The sequence below is a fragment of the Butyrivibrio sp. VCD2006 genome (genome assembly GCF_000423925.1).
Classification (GTDB): domain Bacteria; phylum Bacillota; class Clostridia; order Lachnospirales; family Lachnospiraceae; genus Butyrivibrio.
This window is the reverse complement of sequence record NZ_AUIX01000040.1, coordinates 1-14,672: the sequence shown is the minus strand read 5'-3', so window position 1 is coordinate 14,672 and position 14,672 is coordinate 1. Positions and strand designations below refer to the sequence as shown.

9 protein-coding genes are annotated in these 14,672 nt (G+C 39.3%); all 9 read right to left on the bottom strand.

Annotation, left to right across the window (positions count from 1 at the left end):
• Positions 1-41 precede the first annotated feature (41 nt).
• The 9 genes from drmB to G586_RS0113975 all read right to left on the bottom strand — a co-directional run bounded on the left by drmB (position 42) and on the right by G586_RS0113975 (position 14,327).
• Entirely contained in the window at positions 42-1,895 is a 1,854-nt protein-coding gene (gene drmB, locus G586_RS0114020; RefSeq protein ID WP_026528260.1) for a DUF1998 domain-containing protein, read from the bottom strand.
• A 1-nt stretch (position 1,896) separates the two neighbouring features.
• Positions 1,897-5,022 carry a helicase-related protein gene (locus tag G586_RS23190; protein WP_051204812.1) on the bottom strand — a complete coding sequence of 1,042 codons (3,126 nt, stop codon included), beginning with the start codon at positions 5,020-5,022 and terminating at the stop codon, positions 1,897-1,899.
• A 10-nt stretch (positions 5,023-5,032) separates the two neighbouring features.
• Positions 5,033-7,528, bottom strand: coding sequence for a UvrD-helicase domain-containing protein (locus G586_RS0114010; RefSeq protein ID WP_026528259.1), 2,496 nt, complete (start codon positions 7,526-7,528; stop codon positions 5,033-5,035).
• Positions 7,515-8,990, bottom strand: a complete 1,476-nt coding sequence (locus G586_RS0114005; RefSeq protein ID WP_026528258.1) for an Hsp70 family protein — start codon at positions 8,988-8,990, stop codon at positions 7,515-7,517. Before G586_RS0114005 ends, G586_RS0114010 begins: the two co-directional genes overlap by 14 nt.
• A gap of 21 nt (positions 8,991-9,011) precedes the next feature.
• A complete protein-coding gene (locus G586_RS0114000; RefSeq protein ID WP_026528257.1) occupies positions 9,012-9,854 on the bottom strand; it encodes a hypothetical protein in 843 nt (280 codons plus the stop codon).
• 586 nt (positions 9,855-10,440) lie between these two features.
• A complete protein-coding gene (locus G586_RS0113995; RefSeq protein WP_026528256.1) occupies positions 10,441-12,663 on the bottom strand; it encodes an EAL domain-containing protein in 2,223 nt (740 codons plus the stop codon).
• A gap of 174 nt (positions 12,664-12,837) precedes the next feature.
• Positions 12,838-13,065: a hypothetical protein gene (locus tag G586_RS0113985; RefSeq protein WP_022770101.1), complete on the bottom strand. Its 228-nt coding sequence runs from the start codon at positions 13,063-13,065 to the stop codon at positions 12,838-12,840.
• Positions 13,066-13,410: 345 nt separating this feature from the next.
• Positions 13,411-13,905 carry a GNAT family N-acetyltransferase gene (locus G586_RS23185; protein WP_035773377.1) on the bottom strand — a complete coding sequence of 165 codons (495 nt, stop codon included), beginning with the start codon at positions 13,903-13,905 and terminating at the stop codon, positions 13,411-13,413.
• A gap of 14 nt (positions 13,906-13,919) precedes the next feature.
• Complete coding sequence (locus G586_RS0113975) at positions 13,920-14,327, bottom strand: iron chaperone (RefSeq protein WP_022762558.1); 408 nt, start codon at positions 14,325-14,327, stop codon at positions 13,920-13,922.
• Positions 14,328-14,672: the final 345 nt, after the last annotated feature.

Here is a 14,672-nt window from a genome sequence, read left to right as displayed (position 1 = left end):
GAAAGGTGTCGTAAATCTTTTCACTATAAATTCATTCAGAATCAAAAATCCGTAAGCCTTGAAAAATATCCTAGCTTAGCATCTTCTGTTGTTCCAATAATAGCAGCTCTGTCCAACAGAATGTTTGAACATTCACAGCTTGTTTCTGGAAGCAGCGAACATGCATGGCAAGCCGCATAATTCAGCGAAGCATATCCCTGTGCCTGAGACTCGATGCATATAGGGTCATTAGAACACCAGCTTGCATTCTCTATCATATTCATCAGAATATCTCGCAGCTTCTCTGTAACCCCCTGTCTTGCCAGGCCGCCCAGGCTTCCGTCAGAATCAGAAGCAGCTGTATATATGAGCAATCCGCACATAGGCTTATCGCCACCTTCAGAAGAATATATCTTTTCCTTTATCGATGCTGCTGAATATCCGCACTGCATTGTCAGTTCTCTTAAAATCAAATGCGATAATGTATGAAGTAATATATATCGTGTATTTCCATCAGATACTCTTTTTCCTGCAAAGAAATTGTCTTTTGCTCTTCCTACAAGCTTTGAGTATCTGACAGCATTTCTTGCTTCCCACTTCTGAACTTCCTGTTCATTAAGGCGAATAAAAATCCCTTCACCATATAATTCATTTCCCGGTAGCCAGTCCAATGGCTTTCTTGATAACTGTGCTGTGAGCCCCTCATCAACTGCTATTCTTTTAAAGCCTCTCAGCACCTCCACTTCCCGCAATCTACCTACTATCTTCACCTGGTCTATAAGTCCTTCAAATTCATTGGGAACATCCGATTCTATTGTAAGGAAATCAGGATCTGAACAGTCTTCATCACATAAAGCGTCATATTCGCCACCAACAAGGTCTTTTAACTCGTTGTAGTTATCTGATTCTATCCCCAGCGCATAATCAAGATCCTGCAGGAACTTCTCATAAGTACATCTAAGTCTATCTTCATGTGTGGTGAAATAGTATTCCAGATTTGCCTTTTTAAGATTGTCAGGCATACCATTGTACTGCTCCAATATTTCCATATCGCCAGCAAGTATACGCTGAACCCTAGAACTATATGGAGGAATTGTCAGCGCTGATACGATATCCGAATAGTATACATTGTTTGCTCCACGCTGAAGAACTCTCAGTTCCTTATCACAAGGGTCATCTGGGGTATTTTCAGAATACCATCCCCTATAGTCCTCATTTTTTCCAAGCCAGGGCATTGCACCATAGCATCTCAGCATATGTAAAGAGCCCCTATCCATTACTCCTTCGAGGTTCTCTTTTGCTCCGCACTGGCACTTAATAGTAATTCCGTCAAGGCTACTAGTCGTCTTTGACATCTCTATCGTGAGCTTAGGGTTAGCACATCTGCCGCCATTTCTATGTACCCACCATTCATATGGAAATTCATCCATATGCCCACAGGTACATGCTACAACAAATCTGGACGGTATCAGCTTTACATTTCTCGATTTTGACTGATAACAAATACCGCAGAATGAATCACTGTTATAGTCCGTTACATTGTTAGTCTTTTTCGCAATCTTATAGTATTTATCAAGAGCACCACACTCAGGGCAGTAACAATACTCAGGGAATCGCTCTATGTTTATTCCATTTATATATCTTTTATCCGGCACTGTAGAAGCCTGGATAAAATACTTTTTCCCCAGGATTCTTTCAAGATTTCTCTCGTGAATCTTCATCTTCACGAAATTAGGCTTGCCCAACGAGCTTTCCCAGTTGTCAGTACCACTAATAATGCCACTGATTCTTGGCAAATCAATCAGGGCTCCCGGACCATACGTTGTGATACTCTGAGATTTTCTTATCTCTCCGGCAATCTTGAATCTGTATGTTGTTGTTTTTCCTTCAGTTTTTGGCTTGATTTTAAATGCCATATTACTCCCTTGTTATAACCTGCACTGAGGTTTCCACACTTCTCATAGAGTTCATAACCCTAAACCGGTTCTCTTCTTCGTAATCCTCACCAAACAAAGCCGGTTCCTTCTGATAAAGCGACTTTATATATGTCATCGAAGAATTCTCTCTTGCGCGAGCTTCCCATTCCAGTTCTATATCCTTAAGTTCATCTAAGACATTATCATATTCATCCGGATCTACTGTATTAACATAATCAAGGATATAATCTCTTATTTCCTCAAGCCCAGACAAGCTCCGTTTATACCTACCAGCCGCATTATTCCCAGCCAATTCCGGAATATAGAAACGGCAAAGCATTACATAAAGTGTATGAAGGGCTCTATCCCTGGCTCTCTCAGCAAACGGTGTTACACTTGTTGCTTCTACATACTTATAAAATGCTTCATGATACTGACAAAACTGCTCAAAATATGACTTATCCCTTGATCTCATATAATTGTACATTGTGAATACAAATCCGGGTGTATCTCTTCCTACTCTACTCGTTGCCTGAATATACTCAGCAGTTGTCTTAGGCTGACCAACCATAAGCATAGTATTAAGCCTTGCAATATCGATACCGACAGAAATCATATTTGATGACAATATAAAATCATAGGGCATCGCTGCCTTTTCTTTTGTATATCTTATAAGTAATTCGTTCTGAATTATCTTACCTATATTCTCGCTTTTTTCACGGCTCGTAAGCTCAATATAGTTGCCATATCTGAGTTGCCCGCCAGTTATTGGATAAACATCCTTGAGCTTTGTTTCCTTCAGATACCCAAACCTATCCTGAACATTATCATTTACACGGACTATTGCTCCTCCCAATTCTCTTAAAGTATTGAAATAACTTGTTATAGTCCAAAATGAATCAATTATCTGTTCATCATATCCCAATTCTTCCAGATATCTTGTAGCATAGAGTGTTGCAGCCATCACTCTGATCATCATTGTCGTTGCACTGGTACCTGTTCCCATGCACCCCATGTACATTCTGGAAGGTCTCTTATTCCGTGATGATTTTATAGCAAAGAAAGAGTCATCCGCATCTATACCCTGCGGAGGAAACTGCGTTACTCCGGAAGCATACAACGCATTAATCTGTTCTTTGGCGTTTTTGATAGTAGCTGTTGAAGCGATAACCTTTGCTCTTATCCCATTATGCGTACACATTTTCTTAAAAGCAGCTTCATATATACCCGTAATCGTCCCCAGTGGTCCTGAAATCAGATGAAGCTCATCTTGTATTATCAACTCCGGAGGCTTTATTACTCCTTTTTTTCCAAATATGGAAAACGACTGCTCTCTCTGCGCAACTTGAGCAAATTTATCAACCGTCGCAATCAAAAAGCTTGGTCTATATCTGTATATTTCCTCATCAATCAGGTGTACCGGAAGGCCATTTGTGAACTTGCACTTATGATTTCCGCACCTGATATGCATTCGCACACTTTCCCTGCTACATGAATAATTGTCTCTATCAAGACTATCGCCGCACCAAGGACATTTCTCCAACTGCATTGGATTACTGCTGGCATTATCCGGATCCGGATAACCATTAAGTATCTTATCCGCCATCTCTATAGAATTGGGGGTTAATGCCTTACCAGCCCATAGTCCAATTGATATCTCTCCACCAGGCAACTTATATTTCTGTCTCAAAAGTTCACAGGCACATATCAATGCAGATGCACGTTCAAACTGTTGAAACGTAAGGAGTCGCAGTGTATATCTCATGATTATTGAAACTCCTGCCCCAAAGTCCCTGTCTCGCATACGCCTTAAGAAGATAACAAAAGCTGCAATTCCAAGATAAGCCTCAGTCTTACCTCCACCAGTAGGAAACCAAAGCAGGTCAACATTTTCCCTTTCTGCAGACTTAGGCTCTGCAAAAGAAATAATTTCCTGTAGGAAGAACGCAAGCTGAAAGGGATACCATCTTATAGCATCCTCGTCCACATGATTTCCCTTCCGTTCCAATGTTTGCTTCCTCTGCATAAACATAGCTTCATTTGCATATGAAAAAGCTTTATATACCACATCATCTTCAAGGCAGTGTATTGACTTAACTATCACGCTATATGTTGCCCTGCATTTTTTTATATTGTCTTCAGCAGCTTCTTTATACCCAGTAGAAATATCAGTAACTACATTTTCACAAGCATCAATCCATACTTTATAATCTTCAATCCAATCAAGTAGATTATTGATAAGAGCTTTTTTATCTGTAATTGCCAGATATTTCATTGACAAGACCTGGCTTTTTGAGTTCTGCGCAGGCATCATTTGGTTAAGCTCATATACAGGAAGAAATAATGACTTTAAAACAATATCATCACCTTCTAAGCAGTAATCAGCTGCACATCCATGACCGGTAACATAATTACGGTGCTTTGAGTACAGCATTTCCATCTCTTGGTTATCCTTGTTCACACTAACCGAGACGTTTTTTCTAATGTCTGTAAAACTATCCTTTGATGCCCTGATAGTAATCTGTGGTTGAAAGAAAGTATGCTGATTAACCCAAGGTCTTTTTTCCTTGGAACTCTGCTCAAAAGTGTTGATAAGTGTTGCTGTTACTGTTTTACTTCCATCAGGATATATCTTGTGACAATTAAGGATCAACTTTAAACCATCAGTAACGTCAACCTCTACTCTTTGTCTGGCACTCAGTCCCGAGGCATCAATCTCAATATCATTCTTTTCAACTTTTTGCCTTTGCCATAAAACTCTTTTATCATCATCTCCAGGCTTCTCGTTAGGCTGCTCTTCATTTTCACTTTTGGGCATATAAGACGCAGCCGAAACTGATATCCATAATTTACTCGCATTTTTTGACAATGAAAAAGAAATGCCCATGGATGATGGTACTCTGCCATCATCCAAAGACAAATTCTGTTCATCTTCTGTATTTCCAACATCTTCAGCACTGGCACGGTCTATTGTATATCTGCACTGCTGTGGATAGAGTTTCCCAACAATGTAATACATTATAGGATAATCATTGATAACTTCGTCCTCAGTCAGTGGACCAAGCAAATCTTTTTCCAGTATTTCTTTTACAACATCCCTCGCCTTATAATATTTTGTAAAATCCACCGCTATCTCCTTAGTAGATATCTGTATGTCCGCTTCCTAATCCGCAGAAATCCACCCAACACCATGCCTGTTTGTAATCCTGGCTTATCTGTGTATGAACTCCGGAAACAAATAAATCTGTTATACGTCTTGGCCATGGTGAGCCATAAGGAGTAATAATTGCATCTACATCTTCAACAAAATCATCTGTTACTCTGCCTATTACTCTTTCTCCTCTTACAGATACATGAACCACATTATACATGGCGCTGCTGGAATATCTGTCCAGCACAAGCTTGATTTCATCGCCTTCTTTTACATTTTTGATAATGTATTCCTGAATGTCAGGTGTATTGTATGAATCCACATCAGCATCACTCATTGCTCTGACCTCTATTGTTTTTAAGTTGGATCCATCCCCTCTTACCCAGCGTTTTCTTCCTGTGCTTTTTATTTTTTTCAAAGATACATTTGTTCCCGCTAATGAATTAAAAAACAGATTTGTTCTTGGTCTTGTTACGGCCACATACATCGTCTTTGCTTCCTGAACATATTGCTGAACACTCTTAATGCTTGCAGATTCATTTATGAGTCGGTTAAGAAACTTGGTTTCAACGACTACCGTATCATATTCACGTCCCTTGGACTTATGAATATTAGAAACAATCAGTTTCTCTTTAGGAACATTTCTGAAAACAGGATCATCAACCTTTGATTTCGCTACCGCCTTAAGTATCTCGGAAATCTTCTGCACATTGTTCTGGCTTCCAATCAGATCCTGCAGTCTAATCCATACTTCATCAACATCAATCTTGAGCTTATATTTCTCGCTTAAATCCTTGAATTCATCATAAGTTATTATTTCTTTAGTGAAGAGTCCAAATATTTTTCCAATCCAGTCTGATAAATACTCAAACTCATTATATGCATTAACAACATGCTTAATTCCCTTCTTTCGAAGATTACTGGATGTAGCTAACACCTGCGCATTATTCCTACACATAAGGCAGGCTGTACCCTCTTCCGTCAGCATATTGAATTCATACTGAGAATACTTCATTGAAAGAGAGCCTGTAGTAAGAGTAGAAACACTCTTTTTAAGTCCTTCAATTGCTCTCTTTACAGCAGCTTTCTTTCCTTCAACTCTCGTATCAAGTATTGCTTCTCTTAGTGGCTGTGTTCTCTTGATGAGGTCTTGCGTCTGTCTATGGTTTTTATCAAGGCGATAAAACGTTCCCACATCAAAAAACTTGGAGAACATATACTTATAAAACCTGTCAGACTTTAGTTCATAAACAGTGTCATCATCAGAATAATCATATATTGCCTGACAGGAATCTCCGAGAACAGTTATTCCAACACCATTTTTGATGCATTCATCTACCATAGTAATAACAAGATAGCCTCTCTCATCTGTTAAATCCTGTATCTCATCAACTATAAGATGGTCGCACCCTCCAAAAACTTCATCCCCAAATTTTCTAATAATCTCAGTTGCTTTCCTTATACTCTGGTCATAATTAAGCTTACTGATATCAATATATGAATAATTCGGACGATCATGAAATAATTCATTTGCCTGACTTATAAGAAGCCACGAAAAAGAATGGAATGTTCTTACATCTACATTGATGAATGATCTGTCCCCCTCTTCCTCCGCATACTTCTTGATTCTGGCCTTTATCTCATTAACTGCAGCATTAGTAAAACACAGAACAAGTATTCCTTCCGGATCCACACCAAGTTCATCCATCATATACGTCATTTTTTTCATGAGTGTATATGTTTTACCCGTTCCAGGACCTGCATTTACAAAAGAATACTGGTCCACAGGTGCATGTATGATTTCTTCCTGAGATACTTCCTCAAACGCCCTAAAGATACTGCCGTACTTTTCCTCGTAGAGCCGCGCCTTATCAATATCTTCCGAGCTTTTTTTCTTCTTGCCGGCAGCTTCTTCGTACATGTAATAGTATGGGTCTGTATCATCTATTTCTTCGAAACCCGCTTCTTCTGGAGTAACTGTCTTATCAGACAGATCTGTTTCAACCCTCTGCTTTAAAAACAGACCAAAGGGATTTTCCTCAGACTGTTTTTCATCTAATCCCTGACCACTCTTAAGCCATTTCCCAAGCATTTGATCAGCATATGACAATTCCTTGTTATCAACAACAATTTCCTCTAATAGAGGATAATAGTCATTGTCTTCCGGATAGCCATATTCCGCATCATTCTTTTTATTCTCTGCTTCTATAACCGGATCGATTTTTCTGTCTGAAATCATTACCGAAGCAAAGTTCGGATCAAGCACTCTAACCTGGCTAATATGAGCCATATAGTAATTCGAGTTGAGCGATCCCCTCATCTTTGGATGATTTCTCAGCTTTTTAAGTGCATCATAATCCATTACCTGACGAAAAAATGCAACATTACCCTTAGACTCATCAAACCTATTCCTGGTCTCTCCAGAGTAGAAATCGCCATAATTAAAAGTATTTGTTGCAAAATAAATATTACTCTGTTCCAATGGCTCCACCTTCTATCTGGTAATATATGTTCAGCTTATTGTATGTCCACATATATAGATACTGTTTCATAAACAGCGTACTTCGCACCCTAAATCTCAGCAGCAGGTCGGGATCCACAAAGCAGGACACCTCAAACTGCTCACTCATAAATCCTTGTCCTTTTCTCTCAATCACAATAGGTTCTTCGAAAGTCCGTTTAGTAGGGTCTTCTGCATCCGTCACAAGGAATCTTATCGATTCTTCATCAGTCACCGAAGCAAAATTAATCCGCTTCTCTTTGCAAGGAATACGCTGTCCTTTCTTGAGCAACGGATAAAATGTGCCATTACTTAGAATTAATCCTATATCCTGATTCATTCCATATCCACCAGCGGTATTGGACATGCTTACAATGGCAGCGCCCTCAGCAATATTCCACATAACCTTTTCGGGATAAATAACCTTTTCTTCCCCAAAAATTTCTGTAACTTTTTCTCTGAAGGGTTTTAATCTACTGGACCCCCCAACACAAAGCACTGCATCAATATTTGCTTTGTTTAAATGTGCCTTCTCAATTGCAACATTAATACAGTGAATTGCCTCGTTAACCTCTGGTTCAACCAACTGATCAAAAAATTCATATTCAATTGATTCCATGAATACACCGGCGCCATCATAATTAGGCACCATTATGCGAGCGACCTCCTCACCTTCACTGAGATCAATTTTGGCAGCTTCACTTTTTACTATCAGTCTATCTTTGGACTTAGCATCAACCTGATCAAATGATTTTGAAACGTTTTTGCTCAGGCAATACTTGATATGCATCTGTTCTGCAATCTTTCGATCTATATTGTCACCAGCAAGATTCATACCGGAGGTAGTGACTTCTTCCACACGTCCATCTTCAATATGAAGAATAGCAACATCAAGTGTACCTCCACCCCAATCAAATACTGCGACATTTCTAAACATCCGCATTTTGGCGTAATTACTTACCAGCGCAGCCGTAGGCTCACTTATAAATGTTTCTATAGATATTCCGGCATTCTGTGCTGCCTCACGAAGCTTTCTTTTTTTCAAAGGAGAAAAACCGACCGGAACAGCCATTACAACACTTTCTGCATCAACGTTCTTTCTGAGGATTTCCTCTTTAAGTCCTTTCAAAATTTCTGTCGCCAAAGCAACCGGAGTCCACTTCTTCCCTGCTACATCGTAATACTCATCTTTATCTATTATTGTCTTTATTGAAGTAAAGAACTCATAATTCTCAGAAAGCTCCATACGTCTGTTTTTAGCATCTCTACCAGTGATAACTTCACCCGTTGTCTTATTGATACCAACTATTGAAGGGAATGGAGTGCCCTGATCATCACCATGCTCGTACCTTCCAATAGAATTTCCTTCATCCAAAAATGAAATGGCCGCACTGTTTGTAGTACCAAAATCTATGCCAATCCATTTAAACTTCTTACCCGCCACTTTTAAAAATCTCCTAGTGCTTTATTTAATAGTTATTCCGTTCTTTTCAAGTACCTTAAATACATTATCAAGAGTTTCCGAGATAGCATATCCAACATCTGTTGACATCTCCATGCTCTTAAGCTCAACAAAATCTGTATGGAACGTTTTCAATGATGCACTAAGTGCGTTCTTAAATTCCTGCGATGACTCTGTCTTATCAGCTTTAACAATATCTATAACCTCATTCCTGTGTTCGACATCTGCCTTAAGCTTATCTATCTCGTTTTGCTTCTCATCGCATGCCTGTTTTGCACTCTCAAGCACTGCCTGCAATTGTTTCTTTTCTTCTTCTGCCTTCTCTTTTTCTTCTGATAATTCAGTATTCTTCTTTTTGAGACGTTTCTTCTCTTCTTCAACCTTTTCAAAGGCAATCGCAACATCAATTATTTTCTTGAACTGCTCACTCTTGTCTTTAAGGCTTATTGTACTGGGTCTTTTTTCCTTTTTCTCTTCAGAAGTTGTGTCTTTTGGCTCAACTTTTTTCTCTTCTTTTATTGTTGCAACCGGTTTTGAATTGGGGCTCTTAACCTCAGACTCCGTTTTCTGTTCTTTGTTTTCAGACTCTGCGGGACTCTTCTCTTCATTCTTTTTCTGTTGGTTATCGTCTGGTTTCTTCTCAGCATTATGTTCCTTTGGTGTTTCCTGCACCTTTTCAGCTTCAGACGCTTTTTCTTCCTCTTTTTTTGGTGATGGATTCTCTTCGTTTTTTACAGTAGCGTCTGCCTTGTAGCTATTACCCTGCCGTTCAATATTCTCATAATGCTCTCTGCTTTCTTTCATAACCTCTTCATTTATCGCTATGCTCACGTTACTCTTTGCCATACATTAATCCTTTCTATTCTTCCTTGTAGCCACAACACATTATACAATCAACTCACTTAATCCTCCATAACAGCTTAAATATGCGTTCTTCCTGGCTCTTGTTAGTGCTACATATAGCAGGCCATAATATGATCGGCATTTATATCTATAATAAAGATGCTTATTTCAATTATTATTTCTGCTATATTAAATCCCTTTCAATATTTCTCCATTTCTTGTTCTTATAGTACCGTAACTTCACGAGCTTCTAAATATCCTAATTAATTAAACAAAACACCAAAACAGCCTTACCGGCTGTCTTGATGTTTTAAATATCATATTATTAAACTTCAAAAATCTAAAAATCATTACAAATTACGTACATCCCTTATTTACTATAATATAAAGTATACACGACTTAACTATCAGCTTCAACGTGACAATTGCTATATTTTGTACCAGTCATTGTCATCAATCAAGCACCTGCATATCGTCACTCAATAGTATATCTTTGAAGATCATTCATTTTCTTTTTCATATACTTTTTCAATGCTAACTTCTTTATATGAGAACCAATTGTCCGGTTGCCTGTTAAGCCATTCGTACATTATTTCAAATCTGATTTCTTTTCAAATCCATCAAGTTTCTCAAACTCATCTACCGGCATGGGCTTGTAGAAGTAATACCCCTGCATTTCCTCACATCCAAGGCTTCCGAGGAAATCTGCCTGTTCCAATGTCTCCACACCCTCTGCAATGAGGGAGGTTCCAATAGCTTGGAGCATCTGAACCATGTAGCTAAGTATCGTCCGCCCCATCTTTTGATCTCCAGAGCCTGTGATGAATCGAAGATCAAGCTTAATTCGATCTAAAACTACTTCTTTTAACATATTTAGTGATGAGTATCCGCTACCGAAATCGTCCATCTCAACTTCAAAGCCAGCCTCACGAAGCTTAGTGGTGGTCTTTATGATGACATCTGAGTTCTCAACATATGCGCTTTCCGTTATCTCAATACGAAGCTGCTTTGGCGACAGGTTATAGAACTCTTTTAAAGTATTAAAATGCTCTGCCACATCGGGGTTCTTTACAATATCTTGTCTTGAAAGGTTTACAGACACACAAATATCTCTACCCTGTTCATTCCAACGTCTTAAGTCTTTGCATACAGTGTCCCACACATGACAATCAAGATCGTAGATGAGCCCTGTCTCCTCAAGAATAGGAATAAATTCTCCAGGAGAAATATTCCCATTCTTTTTACTGTTCCACCGGCAAAGAGCCTCTGCACCTGTTATCTTTCCTGTCTTATAGTTTACCTGTGGCTGATACCATACCTGTATTTCCCCTGACTCAACAGCTGCAGGAAGACGGCTTACTATTCCTGCGCTTTGCTTACCTCTGTCCCACTGCGTTGGATTATAAAACTCAAATCCTTCTTTCTTGGTTTCTCTTACTTTTCTCTCGGCAATACGGGCATAGTCAAGCATCTTATCTACTTTTATATCCTTATAGTCATCCGGCATAAGAACATATATGCCGGTGCAGAACCTTACAATGAAGTCTTTGCCGCGATCTTTTAAGTAATTACGGACAGGGGCTAGAACATATTTTTCATCCTGAAGAATCTGCTCATTGCCACCCATGCAGCGAAGAATTACAAAGTGGTCTCCATCATACCTTCCAATGGCCTCTTTATCCGTAAGAATTTCAAGACTTCTCTCTGTCCAGAACTTTAGCAGCTCATCTCCCACTTTCCATCCAAAGCTGTCGTTGATAAACTTGAAGTCCTTTATGTTGTTATACGATATCGTATATGCCGTATCTGGGTTATTGATAAGGAGTTCCTCAACCTTTTTCCTGAAACCATTGTAACTAAGTACGCCGGTGAGAGGATCGATATCCTCCATTAGTCGCATCTTTTCCTTCTGTTCTTCGAAATATGATTTCTGTCTTAAGACAAGCATAATAACAAGCGCAATAAAAAGAATAGTCCCGACAATAAGGAAATACTTATATTGATACAGGTAATCCCAGAAAGAGTACACATATAGATCTCTAGTAGTGTAATCAAGGGCTATAGCCTGCTTTTTGGTTTCAGGAATAGCTGTAATTCCTTCATTTATAAGTTCAATGCGTTTTCTTCCCTCTGCGGTATCAAGAGTGCCGGCACGAAAATCCATTGAAAACATGGCAGAAGGCTGTACTTTAAGATCCTTATAGGATGGTTTTTGAAGCACATAGCTCCAAGTATATGAGTTATGCAAAAGTGCATCTACTTCGTTTTTTCTAAGCGCCTTAATGCAGTCAGCCATGGAATCGTAAAGGATTATCGTTATTCCAGGGTATAACTGTTTTACAGTTTCTGCGACCCCGCCCTGTGATTTTAACATTCCGATTCTAATGGCACTTATGTCAGAAATAGACTGTTTACCAGTATTGACAATGGTAAATGGGGTTTGTATGAGATTTTCTGATACGATGGTTGCGTCCCCAGATGCGCTTGTAACAGCACTGCCAAAGGGCATAACCAAGTCATACTCAGTATTATCAAGAGCTTCTTTAAGATTAGGTTCACTTATGGCCTTGAATACGACCTCAAAACCAGCTTCCTTAGCGGCTGATTTCATGAGATCTACTCCGATTCCTACTATTTCACCGGAATCACTGTCAATGTAAAACATAGGACACCTGTCTATAGGCACTCCAATTGTAAATTCTTGAATAGGGGAATCAGACGATGCAATGACGGGCATGATAAAAACACCTAGAGATATCACCAGGAAAAGTAGGGCTATGCTGATAGAAGTATAGATTCTTTTAAAACTCATAATGCTCTTGCCTTAACAATATTGTTATGCTTTAGAGGTATCCATACTTAATTCTAACATTATTTGTATAAATATTTGATTAATTATGAATAACTTATCGATAAACATTCAACTGTGCTCCTTCAAAAAAGAAAGCTTCACTACATTTCTGCAGCGAAGCCTATTAGTCCATATTCAGTTAAATGCCTGTCTTCCTACAATTCTGTAGCTTTTATTCCACTTTTGCTCAACGCCTCTCCAGCTGTAAGTGAGTTCTCCATTCGGATAAAGGCAGATTGACTTCGATGTTATCTCAGAAGGATTATCTTTGGAGTCATAATATGCTCCTCCACTTGCCCTCTGGGACATCTTTTTGTAAACGAAACCATCAATAGTTATTACTTCCGGGAACTGTGTGATCATGATCACTCTCCATTGGAACAAATAAAGTTTACGGGTTTCTTATACATAATATTGTAGTACCACTATTGTCATAATACAAGATAGTGTATTTAATTATTCATAATGTTCAGACATCACCTCTCCATCCTGTGAACAATATGGCACAGGAAGAGGCGAGTCTATCGAATATTTGGAAAGCTCTTTTTGAGCTATTTCGTGGGAGGTTTGCTGCCAGTAAAAATTCATAGTTGGGGCGGGGGATGATCATATATCATTTCCCGCTCTGTGCCCTTCACAGGAAGGTGGTGATTCAATGTTGGCTTTTATCGAACTATTACTGGCAATAATCATTGTTGCCATACGATACTATCTGAAAAACAAGAAGAAATACCATATTAAGATAAAAAGGATCTTATTGAAAATGGCAGCCACAGTCTTGGCCCTTCTGTTGACAATTACAGTATTACTAGCCTTCTGAACAGCGAGAGACACTCTTTTATAGCCTTGATCACGAAAAATCTCCAGCATTTCCTCCATAAGCCTCGTGCCGATCCCTTTTCTCCGATACTCCTTGTACAGTGAAATTGCAAATGAAGGTGTTTCATCATCCACATGGCCGTAATCATTCATGATCCTCGTCCAGACAGCCCCAACTATTTTTCCGTCGTGGATCGCGACGAGGCATTTGTCTCCAGACTTTGTACCGAAACCATCAGTGTATACGCGCAGTTCCGGTTTCTCTACAATATCTCTCGAAGGCGGATCCACACCTTCCGGAATGAATATGGCTTCATATAAAAAGTCTTTGAGAAGGCCGAGTTCGTTTTCCCGAACACAACGGAACTCTATTGCGTTCTTCATACCATCTTTACACCTTATTTGGAATAGTTCTCAAAGCACCATTTTGCGATCCTTATGATCAGTGCTTCCGGTAAAGGCTGATCATAGGGGATCCGTATCGTGCCCTTGCTTACATCATAATCGGAGAGTTCCTCCGTAAATACAGCTGTAGCCTCATCACCGGGATAAATGCCCAGATGTTTCTTTGATGCTGCGAAATGAATGATATTACGACCTTTCCAATAAGTGGGCATCGACCAGGAAATCCGTTCCTCCGCGTCCGGCAGTGCATCACGAAGGATCTCCCGGATCTCCATTAATCTGGGCTTATATTTCTCATCCTGGGCAGCAATGTATTCATCAATATTCTGCGGTTTCACACAGTAATGGTCCTGGTTTTGTCTGCTGAACTCTCTGCCGCATTTCGGACATTTCCATGCCATGGCTTCACCTCTTCAAATTCTTTAGGTTAGAATCGCTGTAAGGTCAAACGAAAAAGCAGCTTGAATTATTTCAATAACTGCCCTTTCGTTTGATCTTATTGCGATTTAACCTAATTGAACAAAGTAAGCGTCCGTGGAGCTGATACATATGGAGTTTCAATTCCTGGAGCTTACCAGTTTTTACTGTCTAATTAGATAATAACATATCTTATGTCTTTTGATTTTTTGAATTTAGGGTATCAGAAATAGACCTCCCTTGCGCGAGGCTCTTGAACGTATGGCTTGTATACATCAACAAAGCATAGGCATTTGTCTATGATGATCTATGACTTTCCCACCACAATG

Coding starts and splice junctions, on each gene's coding strand:
- G586_RS0113975 (WP_022762558.1), bottom strand. CDS start 14,327: ATGGCATGGAAATGTCCGAAATGCGGCAGAGAGTTCAGCAGACAAAAC.
- G586_RS0113985 (WP_022770101.1), bottom strand. CDS start 13,065: ATGATCACACAGTTCCCGGAAGTAATAACTATTGATGGTTTCGTTTAC.
- G586_RS0113995 (WP_026528256.1), bottom strand. CDS start 12,663: ATGAGTTTTAAAAGAATCTATACTTCTATCAGCATAGCCCTACTTTTC.
- G586_RS23185 (WP_035773377.1), bottom strand. CDS start 13,905: ATGAAGAACGCAATAGAGTTCCGTTGTGTTCGGGAAAACGAACTCGGC.
- G586_RS0114000 (WP_026528257.1), bottom strand. CDS start 9,854: ATGGCAAAGAGTAACGTGAGCATAGCGATAAATGAAGAGGTTATGAAA.
- drmB (WP_026528260.1), bottom strand. CDS start 1,895: ATGGCATTTAAAATCAAGCCAAAAACTGAAGGAAAAACAACAACATAC.